The following is a 19,754-nucleotide window of genomic DNA, read 5'->3' as shown; positions in this document are numbered from 1 at the left end:
TTGCCGGTGTGTTCTCAAAACCGACAGGAGCCGCATGTTCAGACTCAGGCGCTACCTGCGCGGGCATTACGCCGAGTGCGTGCTCGCGCCCTCCTTCAAGGGCCTGGAGGCCATCCTCCAGCTGCTCGTCCCCATCATCATGTCCGAGGTCATCGACGTCGGCATCGCCAACAAAGACACGGCCTACATCCTTCTGCACGCAGGCTCGCTCGTGCTGCTCGCCTTTTTCTGCTACGGCATCTCCATAACGGCCCAGTACTTCTCATCGAAGCTCGCGGCGCAGTTCGGCACGGCGCTGCGCGACGACCTCTTCCGCCACGTCATGACCCTCTCGCGCGAGGACATCGACCGCCTCGGCCGCTCGAGCCTCGTCACGCGCATCACCAACGACGCCCAGCAGACCCAAGACGGCCTGAACCTCTTCTTCCGCCTCATCCTGCGCGCGCCGTTCATCATCGTCGGCTCCATCGTGGCCGCCTTCATCGTCGACGGCTGGGAGGGCGCGGTGCTGCTCGCCTCCGTGACGGTGGCCGTCGCCATCATCCTCTGCTTTATGCGCATCACCACCAAGCGCTACCGCAAGACGCAGAAGGCCTTGGACGAAGTGCAGCTCAAGTGCTCCGAGAACCTCGAGGGCGCCCGCGTGCTGCGCGCGTTTTGCCAGGAGGACGCCGAGAAGGCCGCCTTCGGCGCCGCAGCCCACGAGGTCCGCGACCTGCAGCTTTCTGCCGGCAACCTCTCGAGCGTGGTGAACCCGCTCACCTACTGCGCGGCAAACATCGGCCTCGTCGCCCTGCTTTGGGTGGGCGGTCTGCAGGTCAACGTGGGCAACCTCACCCAAGGACAGGTCGTCGCCCTCGTGAGCTACGTCTCGCAGACGCTCGTCGAGCTCCTCAAGCTCACGATGCTCATCACCACCCTTGCCAAGGCGCAGGCCTGCGCGAGCCGCATCAACGAGGTCTTCGACGTCAACCCGACGCAGGTAGACGGCAAGAAACTCGCGGACGCGGGCGCGGGCGGAGCCGCCATCGCCTTCGACGACGTGAGCTTCGCCTATCCCGACGCCGGCGGCGAGTCGCTCACCCACGTGAGCTTTTCGCTGCCCTCCGGCGCGACCCTCGGCGTGATCGGCGGCACGGGCTCCGGCAAGTCAACCTTGGCCGCGCTCGCCATGCGCTTCTACGACGCCACGGCGGGGCGCGTCCTCGTCGGCGGGACCGATGTGCGAGACCTCACGCAACAGAGCCTGCGGCAGGAGGTCGGCCTCGTCGAGCAGGGGCCGCGGCTCTTCAGCGGCACAATAGCCTCCAACCTGCGCTGGGGCGGCACGGACGCCGACGACGAGGCGCTCATGGCCGCTGTCGCGTGCGCGCAGGCCGCCGACGTGGTCGAGTCCAAGGGCGGCCTCGACGGCGAGGTCGAGCAATTCGGGCGCAACTTCTCAGGCGGCCAGCGCCAGCGCCTCGCCATCGCGCGGACCCTCGCGCGGCGGCCTCGCGTGCTTATCCTCGACGACGCCTCGTCGGCCCTCGACTTCGCCACCGACGCGAAGCTGCGCCGCGCGATCAAGCGCGAGTACGCCGACGCCGCCGTCATCCTCATCTCGCAGCGCGTGGCCGCTGTGCGCGGCTCCGACCAGATCCTCGTGCTCGACGGCGGCCGCGTGGCGGGCCTCGGCACCCACGAGGAGCTTCTCGCCACCTGCGAGGTGTACCGCGAGATTTGCGACTCGCAGCTCTCGAGCGAGGAGGTCAACCGATGAATTCCGCAACCACCCAAACAAATAAGGACCAGACCATCCGCCGCATGCTCGGGCTTTTCGCGCATCGCAGGCGCTCGCTCGCGGCGCTCGTGGCGCTCGGCGTCGTGGTGACGGTGGGCACGCTCACGCTCCCCACGCTCTCGGGCGAGGCCGTCGACCGCGTCGTCGGCGCGGGACAGGTCGACTTCGAGGGGCTCGCGCATGTGCTGCAGTGGATGGCGGCCGTCGTCTGCCTCACCTGCGCCGCGCAGTACGCGCTGGCGGTCGTCACGAACCGCCTAGCCTACGATGCCGCCTTCGACCTGCGCGAACAAGCCTTCGACCGCCTGCAGTCCATGCCGCTTTCGTATGTGGACACCCACGAGCACGGCGAGATCGCGAGCCGCATCGTCAACGACGCCGACCAGCTCACCAACGGCTTCGTCATGGGCTTCCAGCAGCTCCCGACCGGCATCCTCACCATCGTGGTCACGCTCGTCTTCATGTTCCGCCTGAACTTCGTCATCGCGCTCGTGGTAACCGTGCTCACGCCGTTCTCGGTCTGGGCGGCCAAGTTCATCTCGAGCCACGCGAGCCGCCACTTCGCCGGACAGACGCAGCTGCGCGGCGAGCTCACCGGCCTCGTCGAGGAGATGATCGGCGGCGTGGGCACCATCGAGGCCTTCGGCGTCGCCGACTCCGTCTGCGAGCGGATGCGCGACGTCGACGGGCGCCTGGGCTCCGAGAGCTATAAGGCCGTGTTCTTCTCGTCGCTCGCCAACCCGACCATGCGCTTCATGAACTCGCTGGTATACGCCGCGATCGGCATCTTCGGCGCGTTCGTGGCTATCTCGGGCGGCATCACCGTGGGCGGGCTCTCGGCGTTTCTCTCCTACGCCGACCAGTACGCCAAGCCCTTCAACGACATCACCGGCGTCGTGACCGAGCTGCAGAACTCCATCGCCTGTGCGCGGCACCTCTTCGAGCTCATCGACGAGCCGCTCGAGGCGCCGGACTCCGAGGGAGCGGCCGCGCTCGAGCAGGTCGAGGGAACTGTCGCGCTCGACGACGTCACCTTCTCCTACGTCCCCGGAAAGCCGATCCTCGAGCACGTGGAGCTCGCCGCCGAGCCGGGGCAGCGCATCGCGCTCGTTGGCCACACCGGCTGCGGAAAGACGACCCTCATCAACCTGCTCATGCGCTTCTACGACGTCGATTCCGGGCACGTGACGGTCGACGGTCACGACGTGCGAGACCTCACGCGCGCGAGCCTGCGCGGCTGCTGGGGCATGGTCCTGCAGGACACCTGGGTCCGCCGCGCCACGGTTCGCGAGAACATCGCCATCGGCAACCCCGCGGCCACAGACGACCAGATCGTGGCCGCCGCCAAGGCCGCCTACGCCGACGGGTTCATCAGCAGGCTCCCCCACGGCTACGACACCGTGCTCGACGGCTCAGCTAGCCTCTCGGCCGGCCAGAAGCAGCTTCTGTGCATCGCCCGCGTGATGGTCGCCAAGCCCCAGATGCTCATCCTCGACGAGGCCACGTCGAACATCGACACCCGCACCGAGGTCCTCGTGCAGCGCGCGTTCGACAACCTGATGCGCGGCCGCACGAGCTTCGTCGTCGCGCACCGCCTCTCGACCGTCCGCGACGCCGACGCCATCTGCGTCGTCGACCACGGGCGTATCGCCGAGAAGGGCACGCACGACGAGCTGCTGGCGGCAGGCGGCCTCTACCGCGAGATCTACGAGAGCCAGTTTGCCCCGGCCGAGTAACCACACGCCCCGCACCCCGCAACGCGCCGCCCCCGCGCCACCACCAAAGTTCAGAAGCCTTCCAAACTTGAGAAGGCTTCCGAACTTTGTTTTAAGGTTATATATTCGCAGGTAAACGGCTTACGGCGTTTCTCTTCCCCAGCCTTCTAAAGTTTGGAAGGCTTCCGAACTCGGAGGAGAAGGCGCGGCTTGCCTTCCGCGGGTGAGTGTGGCTCAATCACAGGGGGACCTGCGAGGGTTACTTAGGTTGGGAGGGTTTCTGACCAGCGGCGGCCTTGCCGGCGGCTATCTTGGCCTGGATGTCCACTTGCGGGGCGGACCTTGTGCCGGTGACCACGGTCTTGTTGCCGCGGATCTGAACCTTTGCGCCGCCCTCGAGGGTCTTCGCGGTGAGCTTCTTTGCGCCCTCGACCTTCCTGGCCTTGGGCTTGACGGTCACGGTGCCCTTAATGCCCTGGCCGGCAGACGACGCGCCGGACTTGAAGGAGCCGGTCTCGATGTAGCCGTTGATACCGCCGGTGATGCGGCCCCAGAAGCTGTGCCAACGGCGGTTGATGGAGAGCCCGCCGGTTGAGCGCATGCCCATGCACGGCGCGGCGATAAGAACCGGCAGCAGGTACTCGACCGCGCGCCAGATAACGAAACCGGCGGGCAGATGCACGCCGAACATGCCCTTGAACAGATAGGCGAAGCCGACCTCCGCGCCGCCAGTGCCGCCTGGCAGCGGGACCGCGTTGATCAACAGCTCGAGCATAGAGCCGCACGCGGTGCAGATGAGCAGGTCAGCCGGCTCGCCGAACGCGCGTAACACGAAGTACGGCAGCGCGTACATGCAACCGAGCTGCAGCAGCGTGACAACCATGGTCGCGCACATCTCGCCGACGTTCTTCGACGCGCTGCGGAACCTCGCGGAGAACTCGGACATCTCGCCGTTCAGGGTCTCATAGAACTTCTGGTACTTCTCCTCCTTGATCCAGCCGTGGCGGTGGACGAAGCGTAAAAGCCAGTTGCCGATGGCGATGACGGGCCTCGGGAAGAGGCACAGCGCGAGCACGACGCCAACCTGTACGACCTTGAAGCCAAAGAGGAAGATGCCGATAAGCGTGACGTCGCCGAACTGCTCGTAGAAGTAGTTTCCGCAGAAGAGCAACATGATGGCCGCGAAGACGCCCTCGCCGGCCTCATAGAGCACAAATCGCGTGAAGTTGAGGGCGCCGGCCTGGCCCACGGTCATTCCCGCGCGCGTGAGGCGGTAGATCTGGGCGGGCGGGGCGCCGGCGCCGCTCGGGGTAAGGCGCATGAAGAAGACGCCCGAAGCCTCGACGCTCATGAGGTCGCGGATGCCCACCGGCGAGTCCGGGTCGGAGATGACCGAGAGCACGTAGGCGAGCACGCCGAAGACGTAGTAGAAGAGGAAACAGATGACGCCCGCGAGGATCCAGCCGAGGTCGACGCCGGCAAGCGACGTGACGAACTCGTCGACCTGGCCGGTGACGACCAGGTAAATCACGTAAGCGACGACGACGAAGGCGAGGAAGACCAGCGTCTTTCGGACCTGTCCCATCGATTCCTTGTCGGCCTCGGCGTCCTCGTTGTGCGCCTTGGACGAGGAGGCGCCGCTGACCTTGAGCGCAACCTTCTTCTTCGGCTTTTTGAGCTCGTCTGTCACGGGTAGCCCCTCTTTTGCGATTTCATGTTGCGACTGGCGCTGCGATCCCTTTATTCTACCCCGTCGGGCAGCCGCCAGACCAAAAGGGGCGTGCGGCGGGGCTCCCCGCCCCGAATGGCCCTGCGACCGCGTCCACGATTGCAAGGTTTAGCCGCTCGTGCGACAAAACCCATGAGGCCGTGCAAGGTTTTGCCGCTCGTGCGACGTACTTTTGGCCTGAAAGCGCCGAGCAGCCGATGCCCAACTGGGGTTTTGCCGAGCACAAAGTCCTTGCACCCAAAAAACACGTCGCACGAGCGGCAAAACCTTGCAACGCATCAGCCAAAACGTCGCACGAGCGGCAAAACCTCGCAGAGAGCGCGCGGTGCCGGCGGAAGGCGCACCTACTTTTGGATAACGCCGCCGCCGAGGCAGCGCGCGCCGTCGTAAATGACGGCCGACTGGCCGGGGGCCACGCGGCGCTGGGACTCGGCGAAGCGGACCGTCGAGGCGGACCCGTCCTCAGCGAGCGCCAGCGAGCAGGTCACGAGCTCGCCCGTGTGCCGCGTGCGCACGACGTACTCCCCCGCCGCCGGGGGCTCGCCCGCTATCCAGCGGCAATCGGAGAGCCGCAGCTCATCGGCAAAGAGCGCCGGGCTCATGCGGTCGGCCGTCACGTAGACGATGTTCTTCTCGACGTCGGTCGAGACGACGTAGCGCGCAGGCCCGCCGCCGAGGTCGAGGCCGCGGCGCTGCCCCACGGTAAAGAGGAACGCGCCGTCGTGGTGGCCGAGCACGGCGCCCGTCTCCAGCTCCACCACGTCGCCCGCGCGCCTCTCCAAGGTGTCGAGCAGGAAGGTGCGGATGCCGACCGGCCCCACAAAGCAGATGCCGTCGGAGTCGGGCTTTTGCTCAAGGCCAAGCCCACGCTCGGCCACCATGCGCCTGACCTCGGCTTTATTGGAAACATCGCCAATGGGAAAGAGGGTCTTCGCCAGCACATCCTCGCCGACGCGCCACAAGAAATACGTCTGGTCCTTGTGCTCATCGGCGGCCCGCAGCAGGCGCGCGCGGCCGTCGGCGGTCGCCTCGACGCGCCCGTAGTGGCCAGTCGCCACAAAGTCCGCGCCCGCAGCGAACGCCTTGTCCGCGAAGGTGCCGAACTTGATGGTCTGGTTGCACATGACGTCCGGGTTCGGCGTGAATCCGTGCGCGTAGGCATCGACCAGGTAATCAACCACGGTGGCCTTGTACTCGGCCTCGCAGTCCCAGACCTCGAGGTCGATGCCCAGGCTCACCGCGACGCGCTCGGCGTCGGCCAAGTCGTCGGCCCAGGCGCACTTGAACCCGGGCAGGTCGCGTGACCAGTTGCGCATGTAGACCGCCGTGACGTCGTGGCCCTGCTCGCAAAGAAGCGCGACCGCGAGCGCCGAGTCGACGCCGCCCGAAAGCCCCGCGTATACCTTGGCCATCAGGCTTCGCCACCCTTTTTACCAGCGGTTTGTTTAACGGTTGCGCCGGCAGCGGTGCACGTGCCGCTCTCGCCGCTCGTAGGATCGATGCCCGTGCGCGCGCACTCGGCGGCCACGGCGCGGGCGATGGCGGCCACCGCGTAGTCGACGTCGTCCTCGGTGGTCGGATGCCCGAGCGTGATGCGCAGGCTCCCCGCCGCCACCTCGTCCGAGGCGCCCATGGCGGCGAGCACGTGGCTCGCGCGCATCTTGCTCGCCGCGCAGGCCGACCCCGTGCCCACGCTCACGCCCTCGCGCTCGAGCGCGATGACGAGGCGGCGCGCCTCGAGGCCCGGGAAGCTCACGTGAAGAAGCCCGGGGAGGCGCAGCTTGTTTGCCCGCGGGCCCGAGACCCGCGCCCAGCAGAACTCCCTGCACACCGCCTGCTGCAGGCGATTGCGAAGCGCGGCGAGCCTGCGGGCCTCGGCGCCGCGCCGCTCGCCCGCGAGCTCGAGCGCCCGCGCGAAGCCGACGATGCCCGCCACGTTCTCCGTGCCGGAGCGCACGCCGTTCTCCTGCCCGCCGCCGACCACGAGCGGCCGCAGCGCCACGTCATCAGAGGACCACAGCAGCCCCACCTGCTTGGGGCCATAGATCTTGGCCGCCGAGAGCGTGAGCATGTCGCATCCCAGCGTGCCGACGTTCACCGCGAGGGCGCCCGCCGCCTGCGAGGCATCCGTATGCAGGTAAATGGGCGTTTTCTCAACGGCAGCCAGGCGACGGGCGCGCTCGGCCGCCACCACGCGCGCGATCTCGCGCACCGGCTGGATGGCGCCCACCTCGCCGTTGGCGAGCTCAACCGAGACGAGCTCGGTCGCAGGCGTAAGGGCGGCCGCGACGTCGCCGGCGGACACGCGCCCGTCACCGCCGACGCCCACGATCGCATGCGAGCGTGCCTCCGCGCAGGCGAGCACGCTCTCGTGCTCCACGGCGCTCACGACCACGTGCGCACCCGGGTCCACGGCGGCGAATGCCAGGTTGTTCGCCTCGGTCGCCCCCGCGGTAAAGGTCACGTTGCCGGGGCGGGCACCGATAGCGTGGGCCACGGCCGTCCGAGCCTGATCCACATCGGCTCGCACACCCCGTGCCGCGGCATAGGGCGCCCCAGGGTTGAAGAACTTCTCGCAAAAGTATGGCGCCATGGCAGCCGCGACGTCGGAGTCCATCGGCGTCGCCGCGGCGTAGTCGAGGTACACGAAGCGCTTCTCAGCCGTGTGCGCGGCGGGGACAAAAGGCGCAGCGGAATGTATCGTCACTTGGGGTCCCTCTCGTCGCCGATCTTCAGGTTCTCGAAACGCCCGGCGATGAACTCGTCAGTGTAGTTGGTGTCCACCCATTGCTCGAAGGCGTTTTGCGCGGGCATGCCCGCGTCGCGCGCGGCCTTTCGCCCGAAGCAGGCGAGCGTCATGCCGATGTCGAGCACCAAATACGCGCTCACCAGCACGACGAACACAACCTGGCGCTGTGAGGTAGGCATGCCGATCTGATAGAGCAGCCTCGGCATGACGAGCCTCGTCCACACGATGCCGAGCAGCCCCCAAAAGAAGAGGAAGCGCCACGCGACCCACTGCGTGATGTGGTCGGGCAGGTACAGGTACGTCCACGACTCGGCCGAGAAAAGCGCCTCCATCCCCCACCCCGTGACCTGCTCGAGCGCGCCGCCGATGCCCGCCGAGATAAAGAACACCTGCCACATCCTGGCGCCACGTCTCCGCATCTGGAAGCAGATCGCTGTGAGAAACGCCGCGCCGAAGCCGTAGAGCGGAGAGAACGGCCCCCACACGAGCCCGACGCGGTTCTCGGTGAGGCCGGCCGTGGCGAGCATCCAGATCTCCTCGAGGAGAAGGCCCCCCATGCAGCCCACAAAGAAGATGATGATGACCTGGTACCAACCAAGGTGCATGTTGTCCAGATACTCGTCGATCGCCTCGCCCTTAGCCTGCCAGCGCGCGAACACGCGGGCGAGGCCGCGCTTGCCGGCCGCGCGCGCCATCTCGCGCTCAAGGGCGTCGTCGGACTCGACCATCGCGCGGACCGCCGGCTCCAGGTCCTCCTCGTCGATGCTGCGCCCACGCTGCAGCCATTCGTCGAAGTAGACCGCCACGCGGACGAAGCCGCGGACGATCTCGATGAGGAACACGAGCAGAAGCAGAGCGTAGAGCATGGCGCTGACAACTCCAAGGGCCGAAGGGAAGGGCTCGTCTATGGTACCCCAGCCACCGCGGCAATAAAAAAGGCACCCCGTAGGGTGCCGAGAGTTTTTGGAGGCGAAGCCCGGATTCGAACCGGGGGTAAAGGCTTTGCAGGCCTCTGCCTTACCACTTGGCCACTTCGCCATATGAAAGAGGCCGGTTAACCGGCCTCGAAGCTCACATGGAGCGGGCTACGGGGTTCGAACCCGCGACCTCCACCTTGGCAAGGTGGCGCGCTACCAACTGCGCTAAGCCCGCAAGCGCAGGGACTAATATACGGGAACCGCCGGCGGCGCGCAAGCCAGAATTTCAAATTCGGCCGAAAAAATCGACGCGGCTCCGGGTGGCTCGCACAAAAAAGCGGCCGACCGGAGTCGACCGCTTAAAATTCATGGAGCGGGCTACGGGGTTCGAACCCGCGACCTCCACCTTGGCAAGGTGGCGCGCTACCAACTGCGCTAAGCCCGCATTGAGGCAAGGAGTAACTATACGCGCGCATCCGCAAAAGTGCAAGGGTCAATTCGCGTTTTTTTGCCCACAGTTTTAGGCAGCCGGCGCAGCAGGCTTGGGGAACATCTTAACGAGCCTCACCACGGTGCCCGCTCCCGTCGTCTTGGGCGAGATGGTGACGGAGTCCGCGAGCAGCTGCATCAGCTTGATGCCGCGGCCGCGCTCCGAGCAGGCGTCGACGTCGGCGGCTTCATGCTCGGCAGGGCTAAACCCGTCCCCGCAGTCGGCCACGTCCACCACCACGCGATCGTCGTAGACGGCCACGGTAACCAGCACTCCATCGGCATCGGTGTGGTCCACGGCGTTGCCCACGGCTTCCCCCGACGCGAGGCCGATGTCGAAGGCGCCGTCCTCGGTGAGGGGCAGCGCCGAGATGAGCTGCTCGATCCTTCGGCGGGCGCGCTCCAGGCGATCGGCGTCCACGCGGAAGGTGGTCCTGCTGCGCGGCAACGCGTTGGCCGGCAGGTCGGGCACCTCGTTGGCCGCCCCCTCGCGTGAGATGGGCACGAAGTCCGTCATTCTCATGAGACAAAGCGCCTGGTACACCCTGGCCGAGACGTTGGTCAGCGAGAGAAGCCCGCCCACCTCGTGCATGCGTCGAAGCTCGCCCAGGATAAGGCCCATACCAGAGGAATCGGCATAGGTAGCGTTGGCCATGTTGAGCACCACGCGCCGGCAGCCGGAGTCGATGAGCCCGTCAAGCGTCCGGCGGACCCCGGGGACCGACCTCACGTCGAGGTCACCGTCCACAATTACCTGGGCTATGTTCGCGTAGTGAGCCATAGGGCTAGGATGCCCTTCTCGCCGGCAATCTAATCACCGTTTCTACACATAATTGCCGCGCCGTCGGGGCCGCTCGCGGCGAACCCGTCATTTTGTGCGGCACGTAGAACCTGTCACTGCGTGCTGCAGCTGACGACAGGCTCGTTGTGCTGCGTGAAACGACAGATTCGAAGTGCGGGCGGACCTATCCGAGGGCATCGAAGCGAAGGCTTACCATGGCGACGTCGTCCTCGAGCTTATGGCCCGTGAAGTCCTCCACATGCGCGAGCAGGCGGTCAAGGAACCCGTCGTAGGTCTTGCCGGGCCCCGACTCCTCCATCACCATGTCGCGAAGCCCCTGCTCGCCGAAGAAGGCGCCCGAACCGTCTCTTGCCTCGGTCGTGCCGTCGGTATAGAGCAGCAGCACGTCGCCCTCCGAGAGCCGCGCCACGCCGTCCTGGTAGGCGATGCCCTTAAAGGCCCCGACGACGCCCGACTGGACGTCCAGAAGCGTCATCTCGGAGGCGCCGGCGCGCACGAGGATCGCCGGCGGGTGGCCCGCCGAGCAATAGGTTATCGTCGCCGCCCCGAGGTCCACGATGCCCACGAACAGGGTCGCGAACGTCTCGACGCGCGAGAAGCCGAGCAGGAAGTCGTTGAGCGCGCGGACCATGCGCGCGGGCGCCAGACCCTCCCAGGCGTATGCGCCCAGCGCCGTCTTGACCGCGGCCGAGACGGACGCGGCCTCGATTCCCTTGCCCGAGACGTCGCCCATGATCACGCAGGCGCGGCGCTCGGGCAGGCGGATCAGGTCGTAGAAGTCGCCGCCGACGAAGGCCGAGGCCGTGGCCGACGAATAGACGCCCTGCGCGGTTATGCCGTCGACGGCCTGCAGCTCGTTTCTCATGCCCGTCTGCAGCGCCTGCGAGATGCGGCGGTTCTCGATGTGGGCCTGCTCGCCGCGTGCGACGTCGCGCGCGCAGGAGATCAAGCGGGCGAGAAACGCCTGCTCCACGTCATCGAAGGGCTCGGCGCCGTCGGGGCGCAGCATGAGGCAGCAGCGCCTCTTGCCGGCCACGACGCCCCCGTCGAGAAGAACGCCCTCGCACGGCTCGCCGAGGTCGCGCAGGGCACGCCCGAGGCCCGTGTCGCCGCTCAGGGGCGCCACTGCGATGCCGTCGCTCTCGTGGCCGTCCAAGACCTCCTCGAGGTCGCAGGAGAGCTCGCAAGCGCCCGTGAGCGGGAGCTCCGCGCGAACGGCGCCGCCCTCGTCCACCTCGAGCTCCACGAAGGCCGCCTCGAGCTCGTCAGCCGCGTCCTCCATGACGCACACGATGGCCTTGTGGGGGTCCTCGTCGTCCTCGAGGCCGAGCACCTCCTCGCGAAGGTCGGCGAGGGTCTCGTCCAGCCGCGCACGCCGCTGGGCCTGGAGCGTCGCGAAAGCGCCGGCGAGCTGCACGGCCAAGTAGCGAGCGACGGAATCGAGCAGGCGCGCGTCCTCCTTGAGGACTGGGTGCTGGCGCTTCCAGCCCACCTCGATGATCGCGATGACCTGTCCGTCGAACCACACGGGCACCACCACGAAACTCGTGAACGGCGGCAAGAGGCGCGACTGAATCTTAACGACCTCGCGCGTGTCCTCGTTGATAACCTCGCGCAACGTGAGCCTGCCCTTGCGCAGGGCGTCGCCGGAGGGCGCCGCGACGCGCAGGCGGACCGCGCGGCCGGCGCGTGCGGCCACACCGTCGATCGCCTGGCCGAAATGCATGAAGCGGGGCACCCGGGCCACTTCGACGTCGCCGGAAACGCCGCGCAGGTGAAGCCCGTCGCTGCCGGCAAGATACACCACCGTGGCGTCGGCCTCCATGGTTTGGTAGAGACTCTTGAGCGTGCGCCCGAAGAGCTCGCCTACGTCCTTGGCGTCGAGCGTGTCGAGCACGATGTTAAACGCACCGGAAAGCCTGCGATTCGCGCGCTTGAGGTCCTCGGTCGCGCGTTCCTGGCCGCGGTCAGAGGCCGTCTCGGCGTCTCCGGGGCACGCGACGAGCAGGTACGTCTCACCGGGCGCCTGAACCGACTCGCAGCGCACCATGAGGGACCTCAGGCCGCCGTCCGCAGCGCGCGCCATGACCGGCGTGGAGGTGCCGTCGACGGGGAACGGTAGGCCCATACGGATGCCCGCGAGAGCCTCGTCGCCCTCGCGGGCCGACCCGTCCGCGAGCCCAGATACATCCTCGAGCACGGGAAAGAACGCGGCCACCTCGGCGCCCACGAGCGCGTCGCCCGCGCACGCGAAGACCTCGGCCGCCTCCTCGTTGGCAAGAAGCACGCGCCCGGCGCCGTCGAAAATGAGGACCGCGTCGCTGGTCAGCTGCAAAAGACGGGAGAGGGTGCCCACGAGGCTCCCCTCCCCGATTCCTTCCATATGGTGCCTGGCCAGCGCGTTTTTCGCTTTTGCCATGTGCTGCGGCCGCCTCTCGCTAATGCGGGCGACCGTGCTGTCGCCCCTAGAGCAAGTGTAGGCGTATTCGACGCTGTGGTCGCACGAGGAGCGGCGGTCGCAGATAAACCTGAAGGGGGCGGTCCCTTTTGCAGGTCCGTCCCCTTTCCGCAGCGGTTTGGGGACTGTCCCCTTTCCGCAGGTCGTGGAGACAAGAAAAGAGGGTCTCCGATTGGAGACCCTCTTTCTCATTGGCATGGTGTCGGAGGCGGGACTTGAACCCGCACGACCTTTAAATAGTCACTAGCACCTCAAGCTAGCGCGTCTGCCAATTCCGCCACTCCGACGTTGACGCTTTCGCGCGAGAAAGAATATAACATCCTTTCAAAGGCCGGCGCAACCCCCAATTTAAAAAAACTTGGCCGCACCGGGAAAAGCGCTATAGATCGATCGACTCGCCCTTGATCGGATTCGGGGCGGCAAAGTGGCAGGCGCAGAAGTGGCCGGGGGCGACTTCCTTGAACTCCGGGCGCTCGTCCTCGCACTTGGCGCAGGCCATGGGGCAGCGCGTGTGGAAGCAGCAGCCGGAAGGCGCGTCGATTGGCGAGGGCGGGTCGCCCGCGAGGATAATGCGCTTGCGCGACGCCTGGATATCCGGGTCGGGCACGGGCACGGCCGAGAGAAGCGACTGGGTGTAGGGGTGGTGCGGCTCGTCATAGAGCTTCTGCCAGTCGGCGTACTCCATCATGTGGCCCAGGTACATGACGCCGATGTTGTCGGAAATATGCTGGACGACCGAGAGATCGTGGGCGATGAAGAGGTACGCGGTGCCGGTCTCTTTCTGCAGGTCGTTGAGCAGGTTCAGGACCTGTGCCTGGATGGAGACGTCAAGGGCCGAGACGGGCTCGTCGCAGATGATCAGCTTCGGCTTCAGCGCGAAGGTGCGCGCGATGCCGACGCGCTGGCGCTGGCCGCCGGAGAACTCGTGCGGATAGCGGTTGATGTGCTCGGGGTTCAGGCCGACCATGTCAAGAAGCTCGCGTACGTACTTTTCGCGCTCGGCGGCATCCTTCATGATGCCGTGGATAATCAGCGGCTCGGAGACGATCTCGCCGATGGTCATTCGGGGGTTGAGCGACGCGTAGGGGTCCTGGAAGATGAACTGCATGTTGCGGCGCATCTCCTTGAGCTCCTTCTTATTCATCTTGGCGACGTCCTTGCCGTCGAACAGAACGGTGCCGCTCGTGGGCTTGGTGAGGCGCATGATGCAGCGGCCGGTCGTCGACTTGCCGCATCCGGACTCGCCAACGAGACCGAAGGTCTCGCCCGGGTAGATGTCGAAGGAGACGTCATTCACGGCGTGGACGCTCTTCTTGGAGAAGCGCTTCCCGAAGACGCCCGACTCGACGGGGAACTCCTTGCAGAGGTGCTGGACGGAAAGCAGCGGGGTACGGGCCTCGGTCATTTAGGCCTCCCCTCCCTTCTTCGTGCGGGAGTTCTCGGGCGTATGGGCGCGGACGAACTCCTCATCGCCAGCGTAGTGGCAGCGGGCGAAATGACCCTCGGACACCTCGACGCGCTCAGGCTTCTGGGCGCGGCACTTGTCGGTGGCATACGGACAGCGCGGAGCGAAGGAGCAGCCCTCGGGGATGTGAACAAGCGAGGGCGGGTTGCCGTTGATCGGGGTCAGCGGGCGCTTCTCGCCGGTCTCGCTCTTGGGGATCGAGTTCATGAGTCCCCAGGTATAGGGGTGGTGCGGCTCGTAGAAGATCTCGTCGGCGGTACCCATCTCGACCGGGGCGCCGGCGTACATGACCATGATCTTGTCGGCCACGTCGGCAACGACGCCCAGATCGTGGGTGATCATGATGATGGCGTTGCCGTTCTTCTCCTGCATCTCCTTCATGAGCTCGATGATCTGGGCCTGGATGGTCACGTCCAGGGCCGTCGTCGGCTCGTCGGCGATGAGGATGTCGGGGTCGCAGGCGAGCGCCATGGCGATCATCACACGCTGGCGCATGCCGCCGGAGAACTGGTGCGGGTAGTCTTTGACGCGCTGCTCGGGGTTCGGGATGCCCACGAGGTCGAGAAGCTCGACCGCGCGCTGCAACGCCTGCTCCTTGGAGTAGCCACGGTGGAGGCGCAGGCCCTCGCCGAGCTGGCGACCGATGGTGTAGACCGGATTGAGCGAGGTCATCGGATCCTGGAAGATCATGGCGATGTCGTTGCCGCGGATGTGCTGCATCTCGGCCTCGGACATCTGGAGCAGCGACTTGCCGCGGTAACGAACGTCGCCGCCCTCGATCTTGCCCGGGGGCATCTCGATGAGGCCCATGATGGTGAGCGACGTCACGGACTTGCCGGAGCCGGACTCGCCGACCACGCCCAGGGTCTCGCCACGGTCAAGCGTATAGGAAACGCCGTTGACAGCCTTGACCACGCCGTCTTGGGTGTGGAAGTACATCTTCAGGTCGTCGACCTCAAGCAGGTGGGCGCCCTCGGGGACCGGCTGGTTCTTCAGGTCCTTGGAGGGGTCGTAAGTGTTCTTTTTTCCAAACATGGCTTATGCGTCCTTCATCTTGACGTCGAGGGCATCACGCAGGCCATCGCCCAGCAGCGTGAACGCCAGGACGGTGGAGAGGATTGCCAGACCGGGCATGATCATCAACCAAGGCTCGGTGGACAGATAGGTCTGGCCATCGGAGATGAGATTGCCCCACGACGGGTCGGGGGGAACGACACCCATGCCAAGGAAGGACAGCGACGACTCGGTGAGGATAGCGCCGCCGATGCTCATCGTGGCGTAGACCACGATGGAGGCCACGGAGTTCGGGAAGATGTGGCGGGCGATGATACGCAGGTCGGAGGCACCCATGGCGCGGGCAGCGTCGACGTAGTCGCTCTCCTTGACCGAGAGAATCGCGGAGCGGAACACGCGCGCGATGGACGGCCAGCCCAGCAGGCCGATGGCGATGAAGACGTTCTGGATGCCGTTGCCCAGGACCGCGATCATCGCGATGACAAACAGCGTGTACGGGAAGGCCATAAAGATATCGGCCAGGCGCATGACGATGGTGTCCCAGATGCCGCCGTAGTACGCCGCGATGGCGCCCATGACAAGGCCGATCGCCGTGGAGATGGCGGTGGCAAGAAGGCCGACGGCGAGCGAGACGCGCGCACCGTAGATGACGCGGCACAAAACGTCGCGGCCCAGCGTGTCGGTGCCGAAGGGGTGCTCGAGCGAGGGGGCCAGGCGAGAATTCGCCGTCATGGTCGTGGAGTCGGCGGCCGTGGGGTCTCCCAGCCACTGGGGTGCCCACAGGTCGGCAGTCAGAGCCACGAGGACGATGAAGACGATCCAGACGATGGCGACCATCGCAAGCTTGTTCTTCTTGAGGCGCTTCCAGGCGTCCCCCCAAAGGGTGCGGGCCTCGGCAGGCTTGGTAGCCTTCGGGCCTGCGGGGGTCTTGAGCTCGTCGCCCTCCTGGACCGCACCGTTCTTGGTCTCTTCAGACATGCGATGCACCTCCCTAGTTCTCTTTGCCGGAGTTGTCGAAACGGATGCGCGGGTCGAGGAACGCATAAGACACGTCGACGATCAGGTTGATGACCATGACCAGCACGACGATGACGGTGACCGAACCGAGGACGATCGGCCAATCTCGCTGGGAAATCGCTCGATAGGTCTCGTTGCCCACGCCCGGCCAGTTGAAGACCGTCTCGGTCAGGATGGCGCCGGCCATCATGGCTCCGAAGTCGTTGCCGATGTAGGTGACGACGGGGATGAGCGCGTTCTTAAGCGCGTGGTGCCAGATGACCGAGCGGCGAGAAAGCCCCTTTGCGCGCGCCGTGCGGATGTAGTCCTGGTTCATGACCTCAAGGAGCTGCGAGCGCATGATGCGAGCCGTGTATGCCGTGGACACGGCGGCCAGGGTAACCGCCGGCAAAATGTAGTAGACCCAACCCTGGAACTCGGCGTACGGAGAGAAGTCCGCGGACACGGGCAGGTAGAAAGCGTCGCCGGTCGCGTTCTTAAGAACGACGCCGAAGAAGAGCTGCAGCAGCATGCCGAGCCAGAAAGCGGGCATGGCCACGAGAATGGAGGTGACGAGGGTGACCAACACGTCCCAGAACGAATAGCGTTTGATGGCCGATATCATGCCCGCCCCGATACCGATAATCGTCTCGAGGATGATGGCCACGACGGCGAGCTTGATTGTGTAGGGATACTTCGAGAGCAGGATGTCGGCGACCGCCTGTCCCTTACGCTGGTAAGAAGTGCCGAGGTCGCCCTGCACAAGACCGCCGACGTACATGATGTAGCGCTTCCACAAAGGCGTCTCGACAGGGTTGCCGGACTCGTCGTAGACGACGTTCCCAGAGTCGTCGGTCTCGACCAGGTGATAGGTCACGCGCAGGTTGAGCTCGGTCTGCGCGTCGAGTTTCTTCTCGCCGGCCATAAGCTTGATCGGGTCGCCGGGAACGATGTTTTCAAGCGCGAAGAGAATGAGCGTCACGCCCAGAAAAACCGGGATGAACTGCACGATGCGCTTTAGGATGTACTTTCCCACGATATCCCCCCTCTACAGATAAATACTTTAAACTATGTTGCGCTGTTATCAGGCCTTCCCGCAAGCATCTCGCGACCGGTTAGAAGGACGGACAACAGCACAACACCCATAGACAAATAGAACGGCAACGGGACATCGACCGAATATGGCCGATGTCCCATGCCTCTCTTTATGTCCTAGAAAACCAAGACGGTCGCCTTAACGCCTAAGCGGAGAGCTCGGCGTTCTTGAGATTGGCCTTGCCCTGGGCGTCGTAATACAGGGACTTGACGCGCTCAGAGCCAAGGTGGACGTGAGAGTAGAACATGATCGGGATGATCGGCATGTCCTCAGCGACCTTGTCGTTGATGGCGCGGTAAGCGTCCTTGCGCTCCTCCTCGTCGGTGATCTGGCGCGCAGCCAGGGTGTCGGCGTCAACTTCCGCACTGTTGTAGCGGGAGTAGTTGTTGTCGGCGGTCGAGAAGAAGTTGGGGTAGATGAAGTTGTCCATCGTCGGGTAGTCCGCGATCCAGCCAAGACGGCCGATCTGGAAGGAGCCGTCGGTCAGGCCGGAAAGGTAAGCCGCCCACTCCTGGGACTGTTGGGACACGGAGAAGCCCACGGCCTCGAGGTCGGCCTGGATGCAGGACATGATGTCCTCGTGGCCGCCGCCGGAATTGTAGGACAAGGTGATCTGGGTGCCGGCGAGGCCGTTGTCGTCCATGATCTTCTGTGCGGCGTCCTTGTCGTACTTGGCGTACTGCCAAGCGTTGGCCTTGTCGTCGATGATCGGCGGGAAGATGTTGTCGGCAGGATCACGCACGCCCTCGAAGAGGGTGTCGACGATGTTCTGGCGATTGATGGCCAAGGACATGGCGTGACGGACGTTGGCGTCCTGCATGGTCGGGTCGTCCATGTTGAGGACGAGGTAGTAGATGGAGCCCTCGGCACCGGTGAGGCACTGCTTACCCGGGGTCACGGTGTAGCCGTCCTCGGACTCGCCGTACTCGGAGATGAGCTCCTTGATCTGACCGGTGGGCATCTGGCAGAAGTCCATGTTGCCGGCCTTGAACTCGCTCAGAGCGGTCTTGGGGTCCTTCTGGATGGAGAAGTTGATGGCATCGAGCTTAGGCGCGTCACCGTAGTAGTCCTCGTTGCGGACGACGTTGATGTACTGGCCGGATTCCCACTTGCCGTCCATCTTGAAGGCGCCGTTACCGATCGGGGACAGCAGGAACGATGAGGGGTCGTCGAGGGCCGCCTGGGGAACGGGGGCAAGGCCGGGGTGGCAGCAGACGATCAGGAAGTCGGCCATGGGGTCGGTGAGGGTGACCTCGAAGGTCTTGTCGTCCTTGGCAACGAGGCCGGTGATCTCGGTGGCCTCGCCCTTGGAGAAGGCCTCGTAGCCGGCGACGGGGGCAAGGTGGTAGCCAATCTCGCCGGGGGTCTCCATGGTCGGGTCGACAAGGCGCTCCCAGCCGCGCTTGAAGGAAGCGGCGTCCACGGCATCGCCGTTGTGGAACTTAGCCTCCTTGAGTGTGAAGGTGAAGACCGTGCCGTCGTCGGAGACAGTCCAGGACTCAGCCGCGGCGGGGACGACCTCGGACTTCGTCCAGTCGTAGCTCACCAGGGAGTCGAAGAGGCAGTGGCCAACCTGGGTACCCTCGGACTCCTGCAGGTTGTAAGGGTCGATAGCGACGGGGTCGGAGATGTAGAACTTAAAGGTGCCGCCATTAGAGGCGGTATCGGTGGTGCTGCTGCTGGAACTGTTCTTGCCACACGCGGAAAGAGCGGCAAGAGCGCTAGCGGCGAGGCCACCCTGGACAAAGGTGCGACGCGAGACAACGCCACCAAACCTGTCGAGAGCCATATATTCCTCCTCCTGCTTATACGGGCCTGGGCACCCTGTATGCCCTCTCAAACCCGTATGAACCTTATACGGGATTGGCCCGTGCTTTATATAAGGCTTCGAAAGCCTAGCGCAAGTTGTATCGGAGGTTTTGACGTTTTGTCAATTGTTACGTCCGTTTTAACAAAAGACGCCCCCGTATTCAAAAAAGAAGACGGTCTCCCGCCTTCTTTGAAACACCTATTCAGCTTGGGGGATCCCGCTCAACCGATCGTGCCGACGGGGAACGTGATCGCCATAACAATCACGCAGAGGATAAAGACCGTCGTCGTGATCACGGTGAGACGATCGAGGTTCTTTTCCCAGATGCCGGAGCCCGACGCCGCGTTGTACATGGACGACGCGATCATGTCCGAGACGCCAGTGCCCTTGCCGGAGTGCATGAGCACGAGGATGACGGTAAGGACGCCAGAGATGATGAGCAGGGCGAGAAGCACGTAATTCAGCGGGTTCAAGAGGACTCCTAATCAGAAGTTCGTTTCATACAAATTAGAAGATTAGCACAATACGTCGCGAATTACCTCATATGGCCCGCGATCACACGCATAATGCCAACATGGCTGCTCACCTGCGCTTTGGGGACAGTCCCCTTTTTGCACACGCGTGGGCACTGCAGCCCCATCACCGAACCGTGGACCAATTGCTTGATGCGACGGTTCGTGTGCAAAAAGGGGACTGTCCCCAAAGCGCAGGTGAGCAGCCATGTTGGCATT

15 protein-coding genes and 4 tRNA genes are annotated in these 19,754 nt (G+C 64.9%); 2 read left to right on the top strand and 17 right to left on the bottom strand.

Annotation, left to right across the window (positions count from 1 at the left end; translation table 11 throughout):
• The first annotated feature begins 34 nt into the window (after nucleotides 1-34).
• Both U5709_RS08995 and U5709_RS08990 read left to right on the top strand, forming a co-directional pair.
• Nucleotides 35-1,762 carry an ABC transporter ATP-binding protein gene (locus U5709_RS08995; RefSeq protein WP_321973241.1) on the top strand — a complete coding sequence of 576 codons (1,728 nt, stop codon included), beginning with the start codon at nucleotides 35-37 and terminating at the stop codon, nucleotides 1,760-1,762.
• Nucleotides 1,759-3,519 carry an ABC transporter ATP-binding protein gene (locus U5709_RS08990; protein ID WP_321973240.1) on the top strand — a complete coding sequence of 587 codons (1,761 nt, stop codon included), beginning with the start codon at nucleotides 1,759-1,761 and terminating at the stop codon, nucleotides 3,517-3,519. Before U5709_RS08995 ends, U5709_RS08990 begins: the two co-directional genes overlap by 4 nt.
• 238 nt (nucleotides 3,520-3,757) lie before the next feature.
• On the opposite strand, the gene U5709_RS08985 is transcribed toward U5709_RS08990, so the two are convergent.
• The 17 genes from U5709_RS08985 to U5709_RS08905 form a co-directional block, all read right to left on the bottom strand.
• The gene (locus U5709_RS08985; RefSeq protein ID WP_321971100.1) at nucleotides 3,758-5,188 is read right to left on the bottom strand and encodes a lysylphosphatidylglycerol synthase transmembrane domain-containing protein; all 1,431 of its coding nucleotides are present in this window, start codon (nucleotides 5,186-5,188) and stop codon (nucleotides 3,758-3,760) included.
• A gap of 383 nt (nucleotides 5,189-5,571) precedes the next feature.
• A complete protein-coding gene (mnmA, locus tag U5709_RS08980; RefSeq protein ID WP_321973239.1) occupies nucleotides 5,572-6,639 on the bottom strand; it encodes a tRNA 2-thiouridine(34) synthase MnmA in 1,068 nt (355 codons plus the stop codon).
• The gene (locus U5709_RS08975) at nucleotides 6,639-7,934 is read right to left on the bottom strand and encodes a cysteine desulfurase family protein (protein ID WP_321973238.1); all 1,296 of its coding nucleotides are present in this window, start codon (nucleotides 7,932-7,934) and stop codon (nucleotides 6,639-6,641) included. The genes mnmA and U5709_RS08975 overlap by 1 nt, the downstream gene beginning before the upstream one ends.
• On the bottom strand, nucleotides 7,931-8,842 hold the full coding sequence (locus U5709_RS08970) for a putative ABC transporter permease (RefSeq protein ID WP_321971103.1): 912 nt from the start codon (nucleotides 8,840-8,842) through the stop codon (nucleotides 7,931-7,933). Before U5709_RS08970 ends, U5709_RS08975 begins: the two co-directional genes overlap by 4 nt.
• Before the next feature lie 98 nt (nucleotides 8,843-8,940).
• Nucleotides 8,941-9,014, bottom strand: a tRNA-Cys gene (locus tag U5709_RS08965).
• A 38-nt stretch (nucleotides 9,015-9,052) separates the two neighbouring features.
• Nucleotides 9,053-9,128 (bottom strand) — tRNA-Gly (locus tag U5709_RS08960).
• Nucleotides 9,129-9,262: 134 nt separating this feature from the next.
• Nucleotides 9,263-9,338 (bottom strand) — tRNA-Gly (locus U5709_RS08955).
• 75 nt (nucleotides 9,339-9,413) lie between these two features.
• A complete protein-coding gene (locus U5709_RS08950; protein ID WP_321971104.1) occupies nucleotides 9,414-10,163 on the bottom strand; it encodes an anti-sigma factor antagonist in 750 nt (249 codons plus the stop codon).
• Nucleotides 10,164-10,347: 184 nt separating this feature from the next.
• Nucleotides 10,348-12,567: a SpoIIE family protein phosphatase gene (locus U5709_RS08945; RefSeq protein ID WP_321971105.1), complete on the bottom strand. Its 2,220-nt coding sequence runs from the start codon at nucleotides 12,565-12,567 to the stop codon at nucleotides 10,348-10,350.
• A 272-nt stretch (nucleotides 12,568-12,839) separates the two neighbouring features.
• Nucleotides 12,840-12,929: transfer RNA gene (locus U5709_RS08940), tRNA-Leu, on the bottom strand.
• A gap of 92 nt (nucleotides 12,930-13,021) precedes the next feature.
• The gene (locus U5709_RS08935; protein WP_321971106.1) at nucleotides 13,022-14,047 is read right to left on the bottom strand and encodes a dipeptide ABC transporter ATP-binding protein; all 1,026 of its coding nucleotides are present in this window, start codon (nucleotides 14,045-14,047) and stop codon (nucleotides 13,022-13,024) included.
• Complete coding sequence (locus U5709_RS08930) at nucleotides 14,048-15,142, bottom strand: ABC transporter ATP-binding protein (protein ID WP_321971107.1); 1,095 nt, start codon at nucleotides 15,140-15,142, stop codon at nucleotides 14,048-14,050.
• Between the two features lie 3 nt (nucleotides 15,143-15,145).
• On the bottom strand, nucleotides 15,146-16,099 hold the full coding sequence (locus tag U5709_RS08925) for an ABC transporter permease (RefSeq protein ID WP_321971108.1): 954 nt from the start codon (nucleotides 16,097-16,099) through the stop codon (nucleotides 15,146-15,148).
• A gap of 13 nt (nucleotides 16,100-16,112) precedes the next feature.
• On the bottom strand, nucleotides 16,113-17,153 hold the full coding sequence (locus tag U5709_RS08920) for an ABC transporter permease (protein WP_321971109.1): 1,041 nt from the start codon (nucleotides 17,151-17,153) through the stop codon (nucleotides 16,113-16,115).
• Nucleotides 17,154-17,358: 205 nt separating this feature from the next.
• A complete protein-coding gene (locus U5709_RS08915) occupies nucleotides 17,359-19,002 on the bottom strand; it encodes an ABC transporter substrate-binding protein (protein WP_321973237.1) in 1,644 nt (547 codons plus the stop codon).
• A 242-nt stretch (nucleotides 19,003-19,244) separates the two neighbouring features.
• Nucleotides 19,245-19,496: a preprotein translocase subunit SecG gene (gene secG, locus U5709_RS08910; RefSeq protein ID WP_321971111.1), complete on the bottom strand. Its 252-nt coding sequence runs from the start codon at nucleotides 19,494-19,496 to the stop codon at nucleotides 19,245-19,247.
• A 62-nt stretch (nucleotides 19,497-19,558) separates the two neighbouring features.
• Nucleotides 19,559-19,754: hypothetical protein (locus tag U5709_RS08905; RefSeq protein ID WP_321973236.1), on the bottom strand; the 196-nt coding region annotated here is incomplete at its 5' end.

Source organism: Paratractidigestivibacter sp. (genome assembly GCF_963660155.1).
Lineage (GTDB): Bacteria > Actinomycetota > Coriobacteriia > Coriobacteriales > Atopobiaceae > Paratractidigestivibacter.
The sequence above is the reverse complement of the archived record's forward strand: the minus strand, read 5'-3'. Positions and strand labels throughout refer to the sequence as shown.